Origin of the sequence: Geminicoccus sp., from assembly GCF_035556675.1 — a bacterium.
Classification (GTDB): Bacteria; Pseudomonadota; Alphaproteobacteria; order Geminicoccales; family Geminicoccaceae; genus Geminicoccus.
On the sequence record NZ_DATMFZ010000368.1, the window covers coordinates 12,972 to 33,601 of the forward strand.

20 protein-coding genes are annotated in these 20,630 nt (G+C 67.1%); 17 read left to right on the top strand and 3 right to left on the bottom strand.

Going from position 1 to position 20,630, the window contains the following annotated elements:
* Window positions 1-4: 4 nt before the first annotated feature.
* A complete protein-coding gene (locus VNS22_RS25995) occupies window positions 5-1,264 on the bottom strand; it encodes an ABC transporter substrate-binding protein (RefSeq protein ID WP_325737730.1) in 1,260 nt (419 codons plus the stop codon).
* A 274-nt stretch (window positions 1,265-1,538) separates the two neighbouring features.
* Here VNS22_RS25995 and VNS22_RS26000 point away from each other — a divergent pair, with 274 nt between their 5' ends.
* The 15 genes from VNS22_RS26000 (at window position 1,539) to VNS22_RS26070 (ending at window position 16,061) form a co-directional block, all read left to right on the top strand.
* Complete coding sequence (locus VNS22_RS26000) at window positions 1,539-2,360, top strand: alpha/beta hydrolase (protein ID WP_325737732.1); 822 nt, start codon at window positions 1,539-1,541, stop codon at window positions 2,358-2,360.
* A 96-nt stretch (window positions 2,361-2,456) separates the two neighbouring features.
* Entirely contained in the window at window positions 2,457-3,602 is a 1,146-nt protein-coding gene (locus VNS22_RS26005) for an ABC transporter substrate-binding protein (RefSeq protein ID WP_414653441.1), read from the top strand.
* A 71-nt stretch (window positions 3,603-3,673) separates the two neighbouring features.
* Window positions 3,674-4,414 carry an ABC transporter ATP-binding protein gene (locus VNS22_RS26010; protein ID WP_325737736.1) on the top strand — a complete coding sequence of 247 codons (741 nt, stop codon included), beginning with the start codon at window positions 3,674-3,676 and terminating at the stop codon, window positions 4,412-4,414.
* A complete protein-coding gene (locus tag VNS22_RS26015; protein WP_325737738.1) occupies window positions 4,407-5,111 on the top strand; it encodes an ABC transporter ATP-binding protein in 705 nt (234 codons plus the stop codon). The genes VNS22_RS26010 and VNS22_RS26015 overlap by 8 nt, the downstream gene beginning before the upstream one ends.
* A gap of 3 nt (window positions 5,112-5,114) precedes the next feature.
* Complete coding sequence (locus VNS22_RS26020) at window positions 5,115-6,005, top strand: branched-chain amino acid ABC transporter permease (RefSeq protein ID WP_325737740.1); 891 nt, start codon at window positions 5,115-5,117, stop codon at window positions 6,003-6,005.
* Between the two features lie 5 nt (window positions 6,006-6,010).
* The gene (locus VNS22_RS26025; RefSeq protein ID WP_325737742.1) at window positions 6,011-7,039 is read left to right on the top strand and encodes a branched-chain amino acid ABC transporter permease; all 1,029 of its coding nucleotides are present in this window, start codon (window positions 6,011-6,013) and stop codon (window positions 7,037-7,039) included.
* Window positions 7,036-7,707, top strand: coding sequence for an isochorismatase family cysteine hydrolase (locus tag VNS22_RS26030; RefSeq protein WP_325737744.1), 672 nt, complete (start codon window positions 7,036-7,038; stop codon window positions 7,705-7,707). The genes VNS22_RS26025 and VNS22_RS26030 overlap by 4 nt, the downstream gene beginning before the upstream one ends.
* A 97-nt stretch (window positions 7,708-7,804) precedes the next feature.
* Window positions 7,805-9,058, top strand: coding sequence for an extracellular solute-binding protein (locus VNS22_RS26035; protein WP_325737746.1), 1,254 nt, complete (start codon window positions 7,805-7,807; stop codon window positions 9,056-9,058).
* Window positions 9,059-9,108: 50 nt separating this feature from the next.
* Window positions 9,109-10,362 (top strand): ABC transporter substrate-binding protein, encoded by a 1,254-nt coding sequence (locus VNS22_RS26040; RefSeq protein ID WP_325737748.1) that lies wholly within the window; start codon window positions 9,109-9,111, stop codon window positions 10,360-10,362.
* 41 nt (window positions 10,363-10,403) lie between these two features.
* Window positions 10,404-11,273 carry a sugar ABC transporter permease gene (locus VNS22_RS26045; RefSeq protein WP_325737750.1) on the top strand — a complete coding sequence of 290 codons (870 nt, stop codon included), beginning with the start codon at window positions 10,404-10,406 and terminating at the stop codon, window positions 11,271-11,273.
* Window positions 11,273-12,097, top strand: a complete 825-nt coding sequence (locus VNS22_RS26050; RefSeq protein ID WP_325737752.1) for a carbohydrate ABC transporter permease — start codon at window positions 11,273-11,275, stop codon at window positions 12,095-12,097. Before VNS22_RS26045 ends, VNS22_RS26050 begins: the two co-directional genes overlap by 1 nt.
* A gap of 16 nt (window positions 12,098-12,113) precedes the next feature.
* Window positions 12,114-13,175, top strand: coding sequence for an amidohydrolase family protein (locus VNS22_RS26055; RefSeq protein ID WP_325737754.1), 1,062 nt, complete (start codon window positions 12,114-12,116; stop codon window positions 13,173-13,175).
* Window positions 13,172-14,305 (top strand): amidohydrolase family protein, encoded by a 1,134-nt coding sequence (locus tag VNS22_RS26060; RefSeq protein ID WP_325737756.1) that lies wholly within the window; start codon window positions 13,172-13,174, stop codon window positions 14,303-14,305. Before VNS22_RS26055 ends, VNS22_RS26060 begins: the two co-directional genes overlap by 4 nt.
* Window positions 14,306-14,308: 3 nt before the next feature.
* On the top strand, window positions 14,309-14,722 hold the full coding sequence (locus tag VNS22_RS26065; protein ID WP_325737758.1) for a Rieske (2Fe-2S) protein: 414 nt from the start codon (window positions 14,309-14,311) through the stop codon (window positions 14,720-14,722).
* Window positions 14,723-14,975: 253 nt separating this feature from the next.
* On the top strand, window positions 14,976-16,061 hold the full coding sequence (locus VNS22_RS26070; RefSeq protein ID WP_325737760.1) for a serine hydrolase: 1,086 nt from the start codon (window positions 14,976-14,978) through the stop codon (window positions 16,059-16,061).
* Between the two features lie 11 nt (window positions 16,062-16,072).
* Here VNS22_RS26070 and gnd read toward each other — a convergent pair whose 3' ends face one another.
* Both gnd and tkt read right to left on the bottom strand, forming a co-directional pair.
* Entirely contained in the window at window positions 16,073-17,092 is a 1,020-nt protein-coding gene (gnd, locus tag VNS22_RS26075; RefSeq protein ID WP_325737762.1) for a phosphogluconate dehydrogenase (NAD(+)-dependent, decarboxylating), read from the bottom strand.
* Between the two features lie 62 nt (window positions 17,093-17,154).
* Window positions 17,155-19,230 (bottom strand): transketolase, encoded by a 2,076-nt coding sequence (tkt, locus tag VNS22_RS26080; protein WP_325737764.1) that lies wholly within the window; start codon window positions 19,228-19,230, stop codon window positions 17,155-17,157.
* Window positions 19,231-19,348: 118 nt separating this feature from the next.
* On the opposite strand from tkt, the gene rpiA reads away from it, so the two are divergent.
* Both rpiA and VNS22_RS26090 read left to right on the top strand, forming a co-directional pair.
* Window positions 19,349-20,074: a ribose-5-phosphate isomerase RpiA gene (rpiA, locus tag VNS22_RS26085; protein WP_325737766.1), complete on the top strand. Its 726-nt coding sequence runs from the start codon at window positions 19,349-19,351 to the stop codon at window positions 20,072-20,074.
* Window positions 20,071-20,589 carry a gluconokinase gene (locus VNS22_RS26090; RefSeq protein WP_325737767.1) on the top strand — a complete coding sequence of 173 codons (519 nt, stop codon included), beginning with the start codon at window positions 20,071-20,073 and terminating at the stop codon, window positions 20,587-20,589. Before rpiA ends, VNS22_RS26090 begins: the two co-directional genes overlap by 4 nt.
* Window positions 20,590-20,630: the final 41 nt, after the last annotated feature.

The following is a 20,630-nucleotide window of genomic DNA, read 5'->3' on the forward strand; positions in this document are numbered from 1 at the left end:
CCGCTCACTGCATCCAGGGCTGCAGCTTGAACTCGCCGGTCGCGTACTTCTCCGGAGAGATCAGCACCCGCTCGCCGTCCCAGATCTGGAAGAAGGTGATCGGGATATAGTCGTCGCCCTGCATGGCCAGGTGGGTGGCCGGGTCGAACTTCAGGCGGCCGGCGACGGTCTGCTTGTCGGTCTCGCTGAGCGCCTGCATGATTCCGGTATGGTCGTTGGGATCGCCGACCTTCCTGAGCGCGTCGGCGTAGATGTGGACGATCTCGTAGAGCGCCACGCCATAGGTGCCGCTCTCGACGCCAAAGGCGTCCTTGAACTTCTTGCCGACCTCCTCGGCGCGCGGGTTCTTGGGCGAAACCAGCGGGCCGCCCAGCAGGTTGTAGATCACCCCGTCCGACTTCTTGCCGGTGAGCTGCACGAACTCCGGCACGCTCGGCGCATACTGCAGGAAGACCAGGCTCTTGGTCGGCTGCTCCAGGAACTGGTTGAGGAAGGACGCGGAATTGCCGGGCAGGTAGTCGGTATTGATGACCAGGTCCGGCACGTCCTGACGAACCTGTGCGAGGATGGAGCGCCAGTCGGTCACTTCGCCGAACGGGACGATCTCGTCGACCGTGATGTTCCAGCCATGGTCGGCAAAGGTCTTCTTCATCCCCTCGGAGATGGTCTTGGAATAGGCGTTGTCCGACGAGATGATCGCGACCTTCTTGGTCGGCAGCTCGATCTTGCCGTCCGCCGCCAGCTTCTCGACGAAGCTGGTCACGTCGGTGTTGTAGGCGTCGAAGGACGGCGTCCAGGACCAGCAGCACATGTAATCGTCGGGGCTCGGCGCGATGATGTCCCGGGTCTGCTGCGAGGTGGCGGCGAGCACGTATGGCATCTCCGCCTCGGCCATGTTGTCGATCTCGAAATTGGTCAGGCTGGCATAGCCGGTCAGCATGAAGTGGACGTCCGGGTCGCCCAGCAGCCGCTCCACGGCACTGGTGACGTTGCCGGCCGACTGGTCCTTCACGTCGCCCACCACCAGCTCGAACGTGTGGCCGTCGATGCCGCCTGCCGCGTTGATCTCGTCGATCGCGAGCTGGACACCGCGCTGGTATTCCTGGCCATCCGCGCTGGCCGGGCCGGTGAGCGGGGCCAGCAGCCCGATCTTGACCGTGTCGGCCAGGGCCTGGCCGGCGAGGCCGCCCCCGAGAGCGAGGGCCGTCGCGCTCATGGTCAGGATGCGCGAGATCGAGCGGAACGGGGTGGCTTTGCGCGACATGCCTCGATTTCCTTATGTCGAAATGCTGGAGCGATGCGGTCCCAGGCGGTGGATCGACGATGAGCCGGGCTCCGGGCCGGACGCAAGCAAGCCAGGGGCCACCACCGCCTGCCACGATGGGCAGAGCCTGGCGGCCTGGCGCCTGCTGTCCAAAGGGGCACCGGAAAGTCAATGTGTCGACAAGCTAGGCAGGTTGCGCAAACCTTGAAAAGATCATTTCATCGTTCCGGATCGGTTCCACCCGGCGATTCGAAGGTCGTCGTCAGGAGACAGGATGTCCATCAAGGAGAGCTCGGTCAGCACGAGCCATGGCGAGCTGAAGGTGCGGGAAAGCGCCGGGACCGGCACGCCCGTGCTGATGATCCACGGCAATTCCAGCTCAGGGGTGGTGTTCCGCAACCAGCTGCTGGGGCCGATCGGCCAGCGCTGGCGCCTGATCGCCCCCGACCTGCCGGGCCATGGCCAGTCCGCCGACGCGCTGGACCCGGAGCGGACCTACTCCATGGAAGGCTATGCCGATGCCATGGCCGAGCTGCTGCGGCTGATGGGCATCGGGCGGGTCATCGTGTTCGGCTGGTCGCTGGGCGGCCATATCGGGCTCGAGATGATCGCGCGGGTCCCGGGCATGATCGGCCTGATGATCACCGGCACGCCGCCGGTGGCGCCAAGCGAGGTGGCCGAGGGCTTTCGGCCCAGCCCGCACATGCATCTGGCAGGGCAGGAGCAGTTCGGCCCGGAGGATGTCGAGAACTACGCGCGCAGCACCTGCGGCCTGCCGTTCGAGCCGCTCCTGCGTGACGTGGTGGCCCGCACCGACGGGCGCGCCAGGCGCCTGATGTTCGAGAAGTTCGCGGCCGGCACCGGCGACAACCAGCGCGAGATCGTGGCCAAGGCGAAGCTGCCGATCGCGGTGGTCAACGGCATCGACGAGCCGTTCGTGAACCTGCGCTTCGTCCGGGGCGTCCGGTTCGGCAATCTCTGGCGGGGCCAGGCCATCGAGATCGCCGATTCCGGCCATGCCCCGTTCTGGGACCGGCCGCAGGAGTTCGACCGGATCTTCACCGAATTTCTCGCCGACATGGACGGGGCACCCTGAGCGGGTTCACCATGCTTGGCTCGATTCTTGATGGGATGGGAGCCGTCACGCATGGACGGCTGACAAGGGAGAGGGTGGATGAGCAGGTTGTCGCAAATGTTGCTGGCCGGGTCGGCAATCGCCTGCCTGGCGGCGGTGCCGGCCAAGGCCGAGATCGTGATCGGGGCCGCGCTCAACCTGACGGGCATCCAGGCACCCATGGACGAGCCGGGCTTTCGCGGCGCGCAGGTCGCGATCAAGGAGCTGAACGATGCGGGCGGCCTGCTGGGCGAGCCGGTCAAGCTCGTCACCATGGACGGCAAGTCCGACCCGGTGACGGTCGGCAACGCGACCGTGCAGCTGATCGACGACGGCGCCCAGCTGATCCTGGCGCCCTGCGATTTCGACTTCGGCAGCCCGGCCAGCCGCGAGGCGCAGGCCGCCGATCTGGTCGGCCTCTCCACCTGCGCGTCCGACCCGCTCTACAGCTCCTGGTCGCTGGGCGACAAGCAGTTCACCCTGTCCATGTGGAACACCACCATGGGCGCCACGGCGGCAGACTTCGCGCTCGAGAAGGGCTGGAAGAAGGCCTACGTCGTCACCGACCAGTTCATCGCCTATACCAAGTCGCTGCCCAAGTATTTCATCGAGCAGTTCAAGGCGGGCGGCGGCGAGATCCTGCTGGAGGACAGCTACAACAACGGCGACAACGACTTCTCGGCACAGCTGGCACGCCTCCAGGCGCTGCCGGAGAAGCCGGACGTCATCTTCCTGTCCTCCTACGGCACCGACATCGGCACCATCATCCGGGCCCTGCGCGAGGTCGGCTATGATGCGCCGGTGCTGGGCGGCGACGCCTATGACGATCCGGCGCTGCACCAGGCGCTCGGCGAGAAGTTCGGCAACGACGTGTATTTCGTGACCCATACCTGGGCGGGGCCGGACGCCGGGCCGGAGATGCAGCACTTCCTCAAGCTCTACGGGGAGATGTACGGCCAGGAGCCGGACACCTCGTTCGTCGCCACCGGCTATGACGCGGTGATGATGCTGGCGCAGGCGGTGAAGGCCGCGGGCTCGACCGATGGTGCCGCGGTCGCCCAGGCGCTGGAGGATGGCGAGTTCAAGCTGCTCACCGGCGAGCTCGACTACACCACCGCCGACGAGGGCCACATGCCGAACAAGGCCGCGGCCATCATCGCGCTGAACGGCGGCAAGACCTCGTTCGTCGGCTGGCGTCGCCCGGAGACCGTGCCGGCACCCTGATCGACCTTCACAAGAGGGGCGGACCGGCAGCCGGTCCGCTCCTGCCGCTTTCTTTCCTGCAGGTTCATCCGATGTCCGATGGGCGCCTTTGCGCGCGCGATGTTCGTGTCGAATTTTCCGGGCTGCGTGCGCTGGACGGCGTCACCCTAGAGCTCGCCCGCGGCGAGATCGTGGGGCTGATCGGGCCGAACGGCTCGGGCAAGACCACGCTGGTCAACGCCATCACCCGTCAGGTTCCGCTGGCCGGGGGCGAGGTGAGCGTGGACGGCACGTCGCTTTCCGGACTGAAGCCCCATGAGGTGGCGCGGCGCGGCATCGCCCGCTCCTTCCAGATCGTCCGGCTGTTCGACCACCTGACCGTGGCGGAGAATGTCGAGGCGGCAGCACTGGCCCAGGGGCTCGGCCGGCGCGCGGCGCAGGGCCGGGCGACTGCCCTCCTGGCGGAGTTCGGCCTTGCCCGGCAGGCTGAGACCCTGGCGGCAGCACTCAGCTATGGCGACAAGCGCCGGGTCGAGATCGCCCGCGCACTCGCGGCCGAGCCGTCCTTCCTGATCCTGGACGAGCCGGCGGCCGGCATGAACGAGGGTGAATCCGAGGTGCTCCTGTCGCTTTTGTCCCGGCTGCCCGCGGAGCGGAAGCTGGGCCTGCTCATCATCGACCACGACATGCCGCTGATCATGCGCCTGTGCCACCGTCTCCACGTGCTGGCCTCGGGCCGTACCATCGCCGAGGGCGATGTCGAGAGCGTGCGGCGTAATCCGGCGGTGATCGAGGCTTATCTCGGCTCGTCGGCAGAGGTCCGGCATGCTTGAGGTCACCGACCTGACGGTCAGCTATGGGGCCATCAATGCGGTGCGCGGCGTGTCCTTGCGTCTCGCCGAGGGCGAGCTGGTCACGCTCCTGGGGGCCAATGGTGCCGGCAAGTCCTCGACCCTGCTGGCGATCGCGGGTGCCCTGAAGTCGGCCGGCACGGTGCGCCTGGACGGCAGGGATGTGTCCGGCTGGTCGCCGGAGCGCATGGTGCGCCAGGGTATCGCGATGGTGCCGGAGACCCGCGACGTTTTCCCGGACCTGACGGTCGCGGAGAACCTGCTGCTCGGCGCCTATGCCAGACGGCGCGACCGCGACGGCGTGGCGGCGGACCGGCAGCGGATGTTCACCCTGTTCCCGCGCCTGCAGGAGCGGCAGGAGCAGGCGGCCGGCACTTTGTCCGGCGGCGAGCAGCAGATGCTGGTGATCGCCCGGGCGCTGATGTCCCGGCCGCGCCTGCTCCTGCTTGACGAGCCCTCGCTGGGCCTGGCCCCCACCATCGTCGACCAGATCTTCGCGATGATCGCCGAGCTGAAGCGGGCCGGGCTCACCATCCTGCTGGTCGAGCAGAACGCGTCGAAGGCGCTGGCGGTGGCCGACCGGGCCTATGTGCTGCGCCTGGGCAAGGTCGCGGCCGAGGGGAGGGCCGCCGAGATCGCCGCGGCTTCCGACCTCGAGCATCTCTATCTCGGCGGCTGACCCATGCAGACCCTGCTCCAGTTCACCATCGACGTGCTCAGCCTGGGGGGCGCCTATGCGCTCATGGCACTGGGCCTGGTGATCGTCTATGGCATCCTCAAGCTCGTGAACTTCGCCTATGGCGAGCTGATCATGGTGGCGGGCTACGGCCTGTTCCTGGTGAATGGCTCAGGATTGCCGTGGCTGGTCATGGCGGCGGTCGCGGTCCTGATCGCGGTGGTGACCGGCGTGCTCACCGAGTATGCGGCGTTCCGTCCGGTTCGGGCCAAGTCCGTGACCGCGGTGCTGATCACCTCGTTCGCGTTTTCGACCATCCTGCAGAACGCGGCCCTGCTGTTCATCTCGCCCCGGCCGCGCAACGTGCCGCTGCCCGACCTGTTCTCGCAGACCGTGTCGTTCGGCGGCATCCTGATCCCGGCGCGCAACCTGATCACCATCGTGGCCTCGATCGGCCTGCTCCTGCTGTTCGCCTTCCTCATGAAGCGCACGGTGCTGGGCATCGCGATGCGGGCGGCGGCCACCCAGTTCCGCATGGCGCGGATGCTGGGCGTGCCGGCCAACCTGATCATCTCCACCGCCTTCGCGATCAGCGGCTTCTTCGCAGGCGTGGTGTCGCTGCTCTGGATCGGCCGGATCGGTTCGGTCACGCCGGGCGTCGGCCTGGAGCCGCTGCTGGTGGCGTTCATCGCCACCGTGATCGGCGGGATGCGCAGCCTGCAGGGGGCAGTGCTGGGCGGCTTCCTCCTGGCCTTCATCAACACGGCGCTGAACTACCTCCTGACCCAGGACCTCCTGCAGTTCCGCGACGCCTTCACCTTCACCCTCGTCATCCTCATCCTGCTCTGGCGACCCGAGGGCCTGATCCGCGGTCCCGCCACCGGCCAGCGGACCTGAAGCGCGTGAAACCCGCCAACATCCTGACCCTCGTCATCCTGCTGGGCCTGGTCGGCCTGCTCGTGCTGGTCCCGCAGCTCGTGGGCTCGCGGGTGGTCGAGCGGATCGCCACGGCGCTCGCCATCAGCCTGGTCCTGGTGGTGGGCCTGCAGACCTTCACCGGCAATTCCGGAATCCTGTCGTTCGCCCATATCGGCTTCATGGGGATCGGCGCCTATGCTTCGGCGGTGCTGACCATCCCGGTGCAGATGCGTGGCATGGCGCTGCCTGACCTGTACGGGGTGCTGGCCCAGATCCAGGTGACGCCCATGGTCGGCATCCTCCTGGGCGGGGTGGTCGCCGCCGTGGTCGCCGCGCTCGTGGCCTATCCCTTGATGCGCCTGTCCGACGCGCCGGCGGTGATCACCTCCTTTGCCCTGCTGGTGGTGATCTACACCGTCCTGCAACACTGGAGTGCGGTCACTAACGGGCCGCGCACCCTGTTCGGCCTGCCCAAGGCCACCACCCTGCCGCTCACCGCAGGTATCGCCGCCGTCGTGATCGTCGTGGCGCTGGCGTTCAAGGAATCGCGCACCGGCCTGCTGCTGCGCGCGTCCCGCGACGACGAGCGGGCCGCGGCGGCGATGGGGGCCGGCATCCCGGCGCTGCGCTGGCAGGCCTTCATCCTGAGCGCGCTGATCGCCGGGATCGGCGGGGCGCTCTGGGGCCACTTCGTCACCTCCTTCTCGCCCAAGGCCTTCTACCTGAAGGAAACCTTCGTGATCCTGGGCATGCTGGTGATCGGCGGGATGAACACGGTGAGCGGTGCGGTGATCGGCACCTTCCTCATCGCCCTGCTGTTCGAGGGGCTGCGTGCGCTGGAGACCGCGCTCAACGCGTCGGGTGCCTTTGCCGACCAGGTCGTGGGCGTCACCGAGATCGTGCTGGCGCTGGCGATGATGGCCGTGATGTTCCTGCGGCCCGGTGGCCTGTTCGCCGCCACCGAGATCGGTCCGCTGATCCTGCGCCGCTTCACCAGGAGAGCCCCGCCGTGAGCTGGAAGACCCGCCACCGTTCCTTCTACTACGCCAATGCGCCCGAGCCGGACGACATTGTCCTGGACCCGAAGGAAACGGCGCTGCTCGTGATCGACGTGCAGAAGACCTATCTCAAGCCGAAGCCGGACCCGGTCGAGAACGAGGCCTGGCAGCCCTTCTTCCGGCGCATGGACGAGGTGGTGATCCCGAACATCCGCCGGCTGATCGAGGACAGCCGGGAGCGCGGCGTCGAGGTGATCTATGCCCGGATCGCCTGCCTGAAGAACGACGGGCGCGACCGCTCGCTCAGCCAGAAGCGGCCGGGCTTCAACTACCTGCTCCTGCCACGCAACGAGGACGAGGGGCAGATCGTCGACGAACTGGCGCCGCAGGGCGACGACATCGTGGTCGAGAAGACCACCGACAGCGCGCTCACCGGCACCAATCTGCGCATCCTGCTCGCCAACATGGGCATCAGGAACGTGGTGGCGACCGGGATCTTCACCGACCAGTGCGTCTCCTCGACGGTGCGGAGCCTGTCCGACGAGAGCTTCAACGTGGTGGTGGTTGAGGACTGCTGTGCCGCGGCCACCATGGAGTTGCAGGACCGCGAGCTGGAGATCATCAACATGATCTACTGCCACGTGGTGAACAGCGAAGAGCTGCTGGGTTTCTACACGGCCTGAGCAATGCGCCCTTCCGGCGCTTGACAAGCCCACTACCATACAAGAGGCTTCCCTGCAGCTGCCGGCGAGAGCAGCGCATAAGCAGGGAAGCCTTCAGATGACCCAGCCGATCCTCAGTCGGCGGACCACGTTGCAATCGCTCGGCGCCGCTGCCGCCGTGTCGGTCCTGACCCCGCGGCGGGCACGTGCCCAGGCACCCGTCCAGATGATCAGCCACCGCTATCCGGCGCTGGAGCTGTTCGCCGAAAAGATGCGGGGGGCCGTCGAGGGGGTCGAGGTCAACACCCAGCTCATGCCGTTCGACAAGGCCAACGAACTGGCGACCATCGCGCTCTCGTCCAAGGCCGACACGCTGGACATCGTCTATGCCAGCGACAGCACGGTGCAGAAATACGCCAAGAACGGCTGGCTCATGCCGCTCGACGACCTGTTCGAGAAGTACAAGGAGGAGTTCAACCTCGGCGACTTCCCGGAAAGCGGGCTGGCCCCCTACCGCTACGAGGGCAAGCTCTACGTCCTGCCGCACACCATCAACGTGATGATGCTGTTCTACCGCAAGGACCTGTTCGACGCGGAGGGCAAGCAGCCGCCCAAGACGATCGCCGAGTACCAGGAGCTCGCCGAATACTTCAACTCGCCGATGCGCGCCGGCTCGGTGAACTGCCTGAAGCCGGTGGATGCCGGGCTCAACGAGGCGCACTGGTTCATCAATGCCCTGGGCGATGGCTGGTTCGACGACCAGTGGAAGCCGGTCTTCAACAACGCGAAGGGCGTAGCGGCGATCGAGGCGCTGAAGGAGGTGACCGGCTACGCCCAGCGCGGCTTCGCCACCGCCGCCAACGACGAGTGCTCGCTGGCCTACCAGCAGGACATCGGCGTGATGGGCCTGCAATGGGCGACCCGTGCCGCGTCCATGGACGACCCGGCCAAGTCGCGGGTGGTCGGCATGATCGACTGGGCGGCGGCACCTGGTGGCCATGCCCGGCTGTCCGGCGACGGCTATGCGATCTCCGCCTTCACCAAGCAGGACCCGGACCTCCTGTTCCGGATCATCGCGACCTCGTCCAGCGACGCCACCCAGCGCGAAGCGGCGTCGCTGATGGTGCCGCCCCGGGAATCGGTGCTGCGCGATCCGGAATTCGCCGAGAAGTTCCGGCACTATCCGGGCATCCTGGCAGCGCTCGAGACCGCCCAGCCATTCCCGCCGCTCCCTGAGTTCTACGAAGCGGGCGAGTTCATCACCCGCCGCGTCCTGCAGGCGGTGGCCGGCGAGATGGAAGTGAAGGCGGCGCTCGATGCGGCGGCCGGCGAGACGGAACAGCTTCTGAAGAGCCGCGGCTACTATAACTGAGCGCGGTCCAGGACCGATCAGGCCTTCAACGAACCGATCAGGGAAGCACTATGCCGGGATTCGATCTGGACCGTCGGCGGGCGCTGGGTGTGCTCGGCGCAGCGGCGGCCACCACGGCGCTCGCGGGTGGCACCGCCCGCGCCCAGGCGCCCGTCCAGATGATCAGCCACCGCTTTCCGGCACTCGAGTTCTATGCCGAGAAGATGCGCGGGGCAGTCGAGGGGGTGGAGGTCAACACCCAGCTCATGCCGTTCGACAAGGCCAACGAGCTGGCGACGATCGGCCTGTCGTCCAAGGCGGACACGCTCGACATCGTCTATGCCAACGACACCACGGTCCACAAATACGCCAAGAACGGCTGGCTGATGCCGCTGGACGACCTCTGGGCGAAGTTCAGCGACGAGTACGATCTCGCCGACTTTCCGGAACGGGCGCTGGCACCCTACCGCTACGAGGGCAAGCTCTACTGCGTGCCCCACAACGTCAACGTGATGCTGTTCTTCTACCGCCGCGACCTGTTTCAGGAAGCGGGCAAGCAGCCGCCTGCCACCATGGCCGAGTACGTGGAGCTGGCCAAGGAGTTCAACACGCCGATGCGGGCCGGCACGATCAAGTGCCTGAAGCCGATCGATGCGACGATGAACGAGGTCCATTGGTACCTCAACACGATCGGCGACGGCTGGTTCGACCAGGACTGGCGGCCGGTCTTCAACAGCGAGAACGGCGTCAAGGCGATCGAGGCGCTGAAAGAGGTGACCGGCTACGCGCAGCGTGGCTATGCGACCGCCGCCAACGACGAATGCACCCTGGCCCTGCAGCAGGACCTTGCGGCGATGGGCCTGCAATGGGCCAGCCGCACCGCGGCCATGGACGACCCGACCAAGTCACGCGTGGTCGACCTGATCGACTGGGCGGCGGCACCGGGCGGCCATACCCGGACCGCCACCGACGGCTATGCGATCAGCGCCTTCACCAAGCAGGATCCCGAGCTGCTGTTCCGGATCCTCGCGACCTCGTCGAGTGCGGCGAACATGCGCGAGGGGGCGGCCATGCTGGTGCCGCCGCGCGATTCGGTCCTGCGCGACCCGGAGCTCGTCAAGCAGTTCCGCCAGTATCCGGGCATCCTAGCTGCCCTGGAGACCGCCGTGCCGACCCCGCCACTGCCGGAGTTCTACGAGGCTGGCGAGTTCATCACCCGGCGCATCCTGCAGGCGGTGGCCGGCGAGATGGAGGTCAAGGCGGCGCTCGACGCGGCGGCAGCGGAAACCACGCAACTGCTGGAGAGCCGGGGCTACTACCGCTGATCGCAACCTGAACGCCATCGATCCGGAAGACTCGACCCGACATGCAGACTCAACGGGGCCTCTGGCTCTTCCTCGTACCAAGCGGGCTGGTGATCTCGCTGGTGCTGCTCTACCCGCTCGGCTACGCGATCTATCTGAGCTTCTTCAATTACTACCTGGGCGGCCAGCCGCCGACCTTCATCGGCTTCGGCAACTATGTGGCGCTGTTCGGTGACGAGCGGTTCTGGGGCTCGATCGGCAAGACCGTGCTGATCGTGGCCGGCGCCGTCGGCCTCGAGTTCGTGCTGGGCCTGGCGGTGGCGTTCGGGCTTTACAAGCTCACCTTCGGGGTGAAGCCCCTCAACCTCCTGATGTTCCTGCCGCACATCGTGACGCCGGTGGTGGCGGCCCTGTTCCTGCGCTGGATCTTCACCGGGCGCTGGGGCCTGCTCGACGCCATCATCATGAGCTTCAACATCTTCCCGCCGGACTGGCTGGGCACGCCCGGCTGGGCACGGTTCACCGTGATCCTGGCGGATGCCTGGCAGTTCACGCCCTTCATGATCCTGGTGCTCTATGCCGGCCTGAACACGGTCGACAACAGCCAGATCGAATCGGCGCAGATGGACGGGGCCGGCAACTGGACGATCCTGACCAAGATCATGGTGCCGGCGATCAAGCCGCTCATCCTGTTCGTGCTGGCGATCCGGATCATGGATGCCTTCCGGTTCTTCGATCAGATCTACGTGCTGACCGCGGGCGGGCCCGGCACCGCCACCGAGACGCTCACCATGTACACCTACGCCCTGGCCTTCCGGCTGCTGGAGATCGGCAAGGCTTCCGCACTCGGGGTGATGACGCTGCTGCTCTCGGCGCTGACGATCGGGCTCCTGATCCTGGTGCTCTACCGCCGCGACAAGGGAGCCTTCTGATGCGGCCCTCGCGTGCGTCCCAGACGCTCCTGTTCCTGGCGCTGTGCGCCTTCACCGTGGTCAACCTGACGCCGATCATCTGGGCGTTCATGACCTCGATCAAGCTGCCGGTGGATGCCTTCTCGGTGCCGCCCAAGCTGATCTTCACGCCCACCTTCGAGTTCCACTACCAGGTCTGGGTCGAGAAGCAGTTCTGGCAGTTCCTGATCAACAGCGCGATCATCGCCGTCTCGGTCGTGTGCATCTCCGTGCCGATCGGAACGATGGCCGCCTTCGCGCTGTCCCGGATGCGGGGCAGCGGCTCGCGGGGCATCCTGTTCGGCCTGCTCGCGATGCGGATGTTCCCGCACATCCTGCTGGCGATCCCGTTCTTCGTGCTGGCCCAGTGGCTCAACCTGATCGACACCTTTCCCGCCATGATCATGGCGCTGGTCGCGATCAACCAGCCCTTCACGATCTGGATGATGCGCAGCTTCTTCATGGACGTGCCGCTGGAGCTGGACGAGGCGGCCCGCATCGACGGCTGCAATCTGTGGCAGGTCTTCTACCAGGTGGCCCTGCCGGTCGTGCGGCCAGGTCTGTGGATCACCTGCCTGTTCAGCCTGCTGCTGGCCTACAACGAGTTCCTGTTCGCGCTGGTGCTGACCGGGCCGAACACCAAGACCCTGCCCGTGGCGATCGCCGAGTACGGGGCGGAGGACCTGAACTACTGGTCGCTGTCTGCCGCGGCGGCGATCGGGATCATGCTGCCGATCGTGCTGTTCATGATGGCGCTGCAGCGCCACCTGGTGCGCGGCCTGGCATTCGGCGCGGTGAAGGGCTGAGATCATGGAGGAATCGATGCGGGCCAGCGGGGCCATCGACTGCGACGTCCATCCGAACGTGCCGAGCATGCAGGCACTGGTGCCCTATCTCGACCCCTACTGGCAGGAGATGGTGGACGTCCGCGGCATCGAGACGTTCGAGAACCGCAGCTTCCCCCTGATGGCGCCGATCAACGCCCGGCCGGAATGGCGGGACAAGAAGGGCAGGGCGGCGGAGAGCGTCGAGCGGATCCAGCGGGAACTGTTCGACCGCTGGGACCCGGCGATCGCGATCTGCAACTGCCTCTACGGCGTGCAGATGATCAATGACGAGCACATGGCGGCCGCGTTCGCCACCGCCGTCAATCGCTGGATTGCGGCGGAATGGCTGGACAAGGAGCCGCGCCTGCGCGCGTCCATCGTGGTGCCGGTGCAGAACCCGGAGCTGGCGGTCGACGAGATCGAGCGCTGGGCAGGGGACAAGCGCTTCGTCTCGGTGCTGGTCCTGGTGATGGGCGAGCTGCCGCTGGGCAAGAGCTTCCACTGGCCGATCTACCGGGCCGCCGAGAAGCACGGTCTGCCGATCTGCGTCCATCTGGGTAGTGCGTACCGCCATCCGGTCACCGCGTCGGGGTGGCCCACCTATCATGTCGAGGATTATGTCGTTCAGACTCAGGCCTTCCAGGCACAGACCGCGAGCCTGATCAGCCACGGCGTCTTCCAGAAATTCCCCAAGCTAAAGGTGGTGCTGGCCGAATCCGGGGTGACCTGGCTGCCGACCTTCCTGTGGCGGTTTTCCAAGGGCTGGCGCGGCCTGCGCATCGAGGTGCCGTGGGTGGACCGCTCGCCGCTCGAGATCGTCCGGGAGCATTTCCGGCTGACCCTGCAGCCCTTCGATGCGCCGCAGGATCCGGTTGAAGTAGCCCGCGTGCTCGATCATCTGGGCTCGGAAGATTTACTCCTGTACTCGTCGGACTATCCTCACTGGCAGTTCGACGGTGATGACCTGATGCCTGCTGGCTTTTCGGAGGAGCTGCAGCGCAAGATCATGGTCGACAATCCGCTCGCTACCTATCCTCGTCTGGGAGGCACGATATGACCCTCGAGGTTCTTGATCGGTCGCAGACGGAGACCGCGGCACCCGCGGCCCCCGTGCGGGCCAAGCCGCAGCGGCTGAGCATCATCGACTGCGACTTCCACCCGACGGTGAAGACGATCGATGAGCTGAAGCCCTATCTCAGCAAGCGCTGGTGGGAGCGGATCCAGACCTACGGGCTCCGGCCGCGCCATGCCTTCGTCAACGGCGACCCCTATCCCAAGGCAGCACCGCGGGCGGCGCGGCGGGATGCCTGGGGGCCGGACGGCAGCCAGCCGGGCAGCGACCTGGCCTTCACCCAGCAGCACTATCTGGACGCCTACGACGTCGAGTACGCCATGATGGGGCCGCTCTATCCCAGCGGCCAGGCCGACCAGGACCCGGAATTCACCACGGCGATGGTGAGTGCCGTCAACGACTGGCAGCTCGATGCCTGGGCGCACCGGGACAAGCGGCTGAAGGCCTCGATCCTGGTCTCCTACGAGGACCCCCAATCCTCGGTGGCCGAGATCGAGAAGCGGGCCGGCGACAAGAGCTTCGCCCAGATCCTGCTCCTGACCCGCACCAACGAGCCGCTCGGCCGCAAGCGCTACTGGCCGATCTACGAGGCGGCGGAGCGGCACGGGCTGCCGGTGGCGATGCACGTGTTCGGCTATAGCGGCTTTCCGGTGAGCGGCACCGGCTGGCCGTCCTACTATCTCGAGGAAACGACCGGCCATTCGGCGGCCTGCCAGTCGGTGGTCGCGAGCCTCGTGCTGGAAGGCGTGTTCGAACGCTTCCCGGACGTGAAGTTCATCAACATCGAGGGCGGCTTCGGCTGGCTCGCCGCCTTGTCCTGGCGGCTCGACAAGCACTGGTCGCGGCTGCGCGCCGAGGTCCCGCACCTCAAGCGCCCGCCCTCGGAGTATCTGAGGGAGCAGCTCTACATCACCACCCAGCCGATGGACGAGCCGGAGAGCCCGCGCCAGCTGATCGACCTGATGGAGCAGGTGGGCATGGACCGGCTCCTGTTCGCCACCGACTATCCGCATTGGGACTTCGACGATCCGGCGCGGGCCCTGCCGCGCGGGCTGACGCCGGAGCAGACCCGTGCGATCTGCTCGGAAAACGCCCGCAAGCTGTTCCGCCTCTGACACATGGCCAAACACGTTGTCGCGACCGCCGCCGAGATTCCCGACGGCGGTCGCAAGCTGGTCGAGATCAACGGCCGGCCGATCGCGATCTTCCATGTGAAGGGCGAGTTCTTCGCCCTTTACGACAAGTGCCCGCACGAGGGCGGCAGCCTGTGCACCGGCAAGCTCACCAGCCTAGTCGGCTCGGACGGGCCGGGCCGCTACAGCCTGAGCCGGCAGGGCGAGATCGTCCGCTGCCCCTGGCATGGCTGGGAGTTCGACCTGCGCACCGGCAAGTCCTACTGCGACCCGGTGAAGATGCGGGTGCGCAACTACGCGGTCTCGGTCGAGCCGGGGGCGCGGGTGGTGGAGGGGCCCTACCGGGCCGAGACCTTCCCGGTCTCGGTGGAGGGCGAGTACGTGGTGGTGGAGGTGTGAGCCTCCACTGACGCGACGTCCCGGGCAGTGTTGAACACCATCGGGATTCCACGCCCGATCTGGTAGGATGGCCGGCACCGCAGATCTGACGGTGGGAGCCGCCCAGATGGCATGGCAATGCGCGCTGGTCATCCCGAATGCGTGGAGGACATGCTGGCCGCAGCACCTGATCCGGGCAGCAATGGCCGCGGCGCTGCTGATCGGTGGATCGTCAGCGTTCGCACCCCTTCGTCTGCATGCGCAGGAGAAAGAAGTGCCGGCATGCGGCGCGCCGGTATCCGGTGACGATGGCTGGGAGATCGCCGAGCCTTCTGCCACGGGCATGCAGGCCAGCAAGCTGTGTGAGCTGGCCCGGTATCTGGACAGCTCGCCCCAGGACAACATCCATGGAGTCGTGGTCGTCCAGGATGGCCGGCTCGTGTTCGAGAAGTACCTGGATGGGGACGACCAGCGCTGGGGCGTGCAACTCGGGGTGACCAGGCACGGGCCGACCGTCCGGCACGACGTCCGGTCCGTCACCAAGAGCGTCATCTCGCTGCTGGTCGGGATCGCCATCGATCGCCAGCTCATTGCCGGCGTGGACCAGCCAGTGTTCGACTTCTTTCCCGAGTACGCCTCGCTCAGGACGCCGGAAAAGGACCGCGTCCTGCTCCGGCATCTCCTGGCGATGAGTTCCGGCCGCGCCTGGAACGAGCACCTGCCCTACACCGACCTGGACAACAGCGAGCGTCTGATGGCCGAGGCCGAGGATCCTTATCGCTACGTCCTCGAACAGCCGGTCCGGAGCCCACCTGATGTGGTCTGGAACTATAGCGGCGGCGACACGCAGCTGCTGGAAGGAATTCTGCGCGCGGTGGTGAAGCAGCCGGTCGACGAGTTCGCCGGCGAGGCGCTGTTCGCGCCGCTGGGCATCACCGACGTGGAATGGATCCGGATGCCCAATGGCCATCTGGCGGCGGCCTCCGGCCTGCGCCTGCGTCCCCGCGACATGGCGAAGCTCGGCCAGCTCTACCTCGACGACGGCAAGTGGCACGGCCGCCAGATCGTGTCTGCCACCTGGTTGCACGAATCGGCCAAGCCGCGCGTGTCCTCGTCCTATGGCTACCAGTGGTGGACCGGCCTGTCGGTGGTCGGCGAGAAGGTCGTCGAGAGGGTCGAGGCCAGAGGACTGGGCGGGCAGCGCATCTTCATCGTGCCCTCGTCCGATCTCGTGGTCGTCGTCACCGGCGGATCGTACATCAAGCGTGGCATCGAAAATGAAGGCGAGATCACCGCCGGCATCCTCGACAATTATGTGCTGCCGGCGGTGCTGGCAAATCAGGCAGCCAGACTCCCGTAGCCCAGGCTCGCCTAGCGGTCGTCCGCGGGGCCAGTACGCGTGGGCAGCCCGCCCGGCCCCGCCTTCTCCACATGACCGCCGAAGCCCAGGCGCATGGCGGAGAGCAGCTTCTCGCCGAACGTGTTCTCCTCCCGCGAGCGGAAGCGGGCGAACAGGGCGGCGGAGAGCACGTTGACCGGGACGGCCTCCTCGATGGCGGCGTTGATCATCCAGCGGCCCTCCCCGGAATCCGCGACCTCGCCGGTGAAGCTGCCGAGGTCCGGCTCCTTCGCCAGGGCCGCAGCGCTCAGGTCGAGCAGCCAGGAGGTGATCACGCTGCCGCGGCGCCAGACTTCGGCGATGTCCGCAAGGTTCAGCTCGTAGCGCTCCTCCTCGGGCAGCTCGACGCTGTTCTTGTGGCGCAGAACGTCGAAGCCCTCGGCATAGGCCTGCATCAGGCCGTACTCGATGCCGTTATGGACCATTTTCACGAAATGGCCGGAGCCGACCGGACCGGTGTGCAGGTAGCCCTGCTCGGCGTGCGGATCGAGGCCGTCGCGGCCGGGCGTGAGGGGGATGTCGCCCCGGCCCGGCGCCAGCGCCCGGAAGATCGGGTCCAGGTGATCCACGGCGTCCTTCTCGCCGCCGATCATCATGCAGTAGCCGCGCTCCAGGCCCCAGACACCGCCGGAGGTGCCGACGTCGATATAACGGACGCCCCTGAGTGTCAGGGCCTGGGCGCGGCGGATGTCGTCCTTGTAGAAGCTGTTGCCGCCGTCGATCACGATGTCGCCGGGCTCGAGCAGCTCGCCCAGGCGGGTGATCATGTGCTCGGTGACCAGGCCGGCCGGCAGCATCGACCAGACGGCGCGCGGCGGCCGGAGCTGGGCAATCAGCTCCTCCACGGAGGAACTGCCGCTGGCACCCTCGGCGACCAGAGCGTCGACGGTGACCGGCGCCATGTCGAACACGACCGCCTCATGGCCGTGACGCAGCAGCCGCCGCACGATGTTGCCGCCCATCCGGCCAAGGCCGATCATTCCGAGCTGCACGCCGTATCCTCCGTGCCAGGTCCGCCGTTTCTCTACCGGCCGCGCTGCAGCCGTCCCCGCTCTCAGCCGCCCTTCGCCACGCGGGCGATCTGCTCCTTGGCGGCTACGGCCACCTTGTCCGCGGTGAAGCCGAAATGGCTGAGCAGCGCCTTCAGCGGTGCCGACGCGCCGAACTCCTGCATGCCGATCTTGGCACCCTTGCGGCCGGCATAGCGGTCCCAGCCGATCACGGACGCCTGCTCGACGCTCACCCGCGCCTCGATCGAGGCCGGCAGCACCTCGTCCTGATAGGCCCGGTCCTGTTGCTCGAACAGTTCCCAGCTCGGCATGGAGACCACCCGGCTGCGCACACCCTCGGCACGCAGCTTCTCGTGCGCCTCGATGCAGATCTGCACCTCGCTGCCGGTGCCGATCAGGATCACCTCGGGCTTGCCGTCCTCCGGGTCGGCCATGATGTAGGCGCCGCGGGCAGTACCTTCCGCAGAGTGGTAGCGCTCGCGGTCGAAAGTCGGCAGCGCCTGGCGCGACAGGACCAGGCAGGCCGGCTGGTGGCGGAGCTTCGCGATCACCCGCCAGGCCTCGGCGACCTCGTTGGCGTCCGCCGGGCGCAGCGTGATCAGGCCCGGGATCGAGCGCAGGCTGAGCAGCTGCTCGACCGGCTGGTGGGTCGGGCCGTCCTCGCCGACGCCGATCGAATCATGGGTGAAGATCCAGACGACCGGCAGCTCCATCAGCGCGGAGAGCCGGATCGCCGGCTTCATGTAGTCGCTGAAGATCAGGAAGGTGGAGCCGTAGGCACGCAGCTTGGACAGCGCCAGGCCGTTGCAGGCCGAGCCCATCGCATGCTCGCGGATGCCGAAATGGAGATTGCGGCCGCCGGGCTCGTCCGCCTGGAGCGAGCCGGCGCCCTCGAACTTGAGCAGGGTCTTGGTCGACGGCGCCAGATCGGCGGCCCCGCCCACCAGCCAGGGCAGGTTCTTTGCCAGCGCGTTCAGGACCTGGCTGGACGAGTCGCGGCTGGCGATGCCCTTCGCGTCCGCAGGGAAGCTCGGGATGTCCCTGTCCCAGCCTTCCGGCAGCTCGCGGCGCTGCATCTGGTCGATCTGACGGGCCTCGTCGGGAAACTGCCGGGCGTAGCGGGCGAACAGCTCCTGCCAGGCAGCATTGGCCTCGCCGCCGCGCGCACCGATGCCGTTCGCGAAATGGTCGTAGACGCCGTCGGGCACCAGGAACTGGGCATCCTCCGGCCAGCCATAGGCCTTCTTGGCGCCTTTGATCTCCTCCGCGCCGAGCGGCTCGCCATGGGCTGCGGCCGTGCCGGCCTTCTTCGGCGCGCCAAAGCCGATCACGCTCCTCACGATGATCATGGTGGGCTTGTCGGTGCGGCTCTGGAAGCCGGCCAGGGCCCGGCCGAGTGCCGCGCGATCGTTCGCATCCTCGACATGCTCGACATGCCAGCCATAGCCGGCAAAGCGGGTGCCCACGTCCTCGGAGAAGGCAAGGCTGGTGCCGCCCTCGATGGTGATGTGGTTGCTGTCGTAGATCCAGCAGAGGTTGGCCAGCCGGAGATGGCCGGCCAGCGAGGCCGCCTCGGCGGATACGCCTTCCATCAGGTCGCCGTCGCCGGCCAGCGCGTAGACCTTGTAGTCGAACAGGTCGAAGCCCGGCCGGTTGTAGTGCGCAGCCAGCCAGCGCTCGGCCATGGCCATGCCGACGCTGGTGGCGACCCCCTGGCCCAATGGCCCGGTGGTGGTCTCCACGCCGGAGGTGAGGTGGTATTCCGGATGGCCCGGGCACTTGCTGTCGAGCTGGCGGAAGTTCTGGATGTCCTCCAGCGACACCGACACGCTGCCGGTCTGGTTGTAGTCGCTGTCCACCGCCCGGGTCCTGGTCAGGTGCAGCAGGCCGTAGAGCAGCATCGAGGCGTGCCCGACCGACAGCACGAATCGGTCGCGGTTCGGCCAGATCGGGTCGGCAGGATCGAAGCGCAGATGGTTCTGCCAGAGCTCGTAGGCGACCGGTGCCAGCGCCATGGGCGTACCCGGGTGGCCGGAGTTCGCCTTCTGCACCGCATCCATCGCCAGGGTGCGGATGGTGTCGATGCAGAGCCGGTCGAGGTCGCCAGGCTGTGCGCTCATCTCGATCCCACTTCCTGAAGGGAAAACCCGTAGAGGTGCTGTTCTAGCCACAGTAATGCACTACCATCAACGCAATGCGGGCGGGGAGGTTGCCTGCCGGCGGGGGCCGGGACCGGCGATGGGCGATGAACTGGCGGAGGTGGACGGCCAGAAGCGGGCAGCCGCAGCAGCGGCGGCGGCACTGGTCGAGGACGGGATGACGGTGGGGCTGGGTACCGGCTCGACCGCCGCCTTCGTGATCGCCGCCCTGATCGGGCGGGTGGCCGAGGAAGGTCTCAGGATCGAGGCGGTGCCGACCTCGGTCCGCAGTGCCAAGCAGGCGAGAGCGGGGGGGATCAGGCTGACCGATCTTGGCAGCCATCCCCGGCTGGATCTCACCATCGACGGCGCGGATCAGGTGGTGCCCGGTCGCCTCGACCTGATCAAGGGCATGGGCGGTGCCCTTTTGCGCGAGAAGATCGTGGCGGCGGCCAGCGCCCGGCTGGTGATCGTGGTAGACGGGCGCAAGCTGTCGGATCGGCTGACCCTGCCCGTGCCAGTGGAGGTGGTCGAGTTCGGCTGGCAGGCCACGGCGCGGCGGATCGCGGAACTGGGCGGGCAGCCGGTGCTGCGCGGCGGGGAGACAGCACCGTTCCGCACCGATGGCGGCAACCTCATCCTGGACTGCGCCTTTGGAACCATCGCCGATCCGTCGGGCCTGGACTGGGCGCTGAAGCTGCTGGTCGGCGTGGTCGAGACCGGGCTGTTCATCGACCGGGCCGAACGGGTGCTGGTGGCGGAGCCCGGCGGCGTGCGCACGCTGCTGCCGGCGGCGAGGACAAGAAAGGATCAGGGAACTCGATGACGAACCTCGTGGTGGTGGTGATGGGCGTCACCAGTTCCGGCAAGACCACGGTCGCCAAAGCGATCGCGGAGAAGCGCGGCTGGCCGTTCCAGGAGGGCGATGCGCTGCACCCGGAGGCGAACGTCGCGAAGATGTCCAAGGGCATCCCGCTCACCGACGAGGACCGCTGGCCCTGGCTGGACAAGGTGGCCGCGTGGATCGACGCGCGGCTGGCAGCGGGCGAATCCGGCGTGATCACCTGCTCGATGCTCAAGCGCATCTATCGGGACAAGGTGATCGGCGACCGCCAGGGCGTGCGGATCCTGTTCCTGAACGGCGAGAAGTCGCTGATCGCCGAGCGGATGGCCAAGCGCAAGGGCCACTACATGCCCACCAGTCTGCTCGACAGCCAGATCGTTACGCTGGAACCGCCAGGATCGGACGAGCGGCCGCTGCGCGTCGATATCGGGCTGGACATCGACCAGATGGTCGACCAGGCGCAACGCCTGGTCGATGCAGCCCTGCGCGAGGGCTGACCGGGCGGCGATGTGCGCGCTGCGCGAGATGCTGGCCGCCT

Bases quoted from the DNA above. Each gene is read 5' to 3' on its own strand.
- VNS22_RS25995 (WP_325737730.1), bottom strand. From the start codon at position 1,264: ATGTCGCGCAAAGCCACCCCGTTCCGCTCGATCTCGCGCATCCTGACC.
- VNS22_RS26000 (WP_325737732.1), top strand. From the start codon at position 1,539: ATGTCCATCAAGGAGAGCTCGGTCAGCACGAGCCATGGCGAGCTGAAG.
- VNS22_RS26005 (WP_414653441.1), top strand. From the start codon at position 2,457: ATGTTGCTGGCCGGGTCGGCAATCGCCTGCCTGGCGGCGGTGCCGGCC.
- VNS22_RS26010 (WP_325737736.1), top strand. From the start codon at position 3,674: ATGTCCGATGGGCGCCTTTGCGCGCGCGATGTTCGTGTCGAATTTTCC.
- VNS22_RS26015 (WP_325737738.1), top strand. From the start codon at position 4,407: ATGCTTGAGGTCACCGACCTGACGGTCAGCTATGGGGCCATCAATGCG.
- VNS22_RS26020 (WP_325737740.1), top strand. From the start codon at position 5,115: ATGCAGACCCTGCTCCAGTTCACCATCGACGTGCTCAGCCTGGGGGGC.
- VNS22_RS26035 (WP_325737746.1), top strand. From the start codon at position 7,805: ATGACCCAGCCGATCCTCAGTCGGCGGACCACGTTGCAATCGCTCGGC.
- VNS22_RS26040 (WP_325737748.1), top strand. From the start codon at position 9,109: ATGCCGGGATTCGATCTGGACCGTCGGCGGGCGCTGGGTGTGCTCGGC.
- VNS22_RS26045 (WP_325737750.1), top strand. From the start codon at position 10,404: ATGCAGACTCAACGGGGCCTCTGGCTCTTCCTCGTACCAAGCGGGCTG.
- VNS22_RS26050 (WP_325737752.1), top strand. From the start codon at position 11,273: ATGCGGCCCTCGCGTGCGTCCCAGACGCTCCTGTTCCTGGCGCTGTGC.
- VNS22_RS26055 (WP_325737754.1), top strand. From the start codon at position 12,114: ATGCGGGCCAGCGGGGCCATCGACTGCGACGTCCATCCGAACGTGCCG.
- VNS22_RS26060 (WP_325737756.1), top strand. From the start codon at position 13,172: ATGACCCTCGAGGTTCTTGATCGGTCGCAGACGGAGACCGCGGCACCC.
- VNS22_RS26065 (WP_325737758.1), top strand. From the start codon at position 14,309: ATGGCCAAACACGTTGTCGCGACCGCCGCCGAGATTCCCGACGGCGGT.
- tkt (WP_325737764.1), bottom strand. From the start codon at position 19,230: ATGAGCGCACAGCCTGGCGACCTCGACCGGCTCTGCATCGACACCATC.
- rpiA (WP_325737766.1), top strand. From the start codon at position 19,349: ATGGGCGATGAACTGGCGGAGGTGGACGGCCAGAAGCGGGCAGCCGCA.
- VNS22_RS26090 (WP_325737767.1), top strand. From the start codon at position 20,071: ATGACGAACCTCGTGGTGGTGGTGATGGGCGTCACCAGTTCCGGCAAG.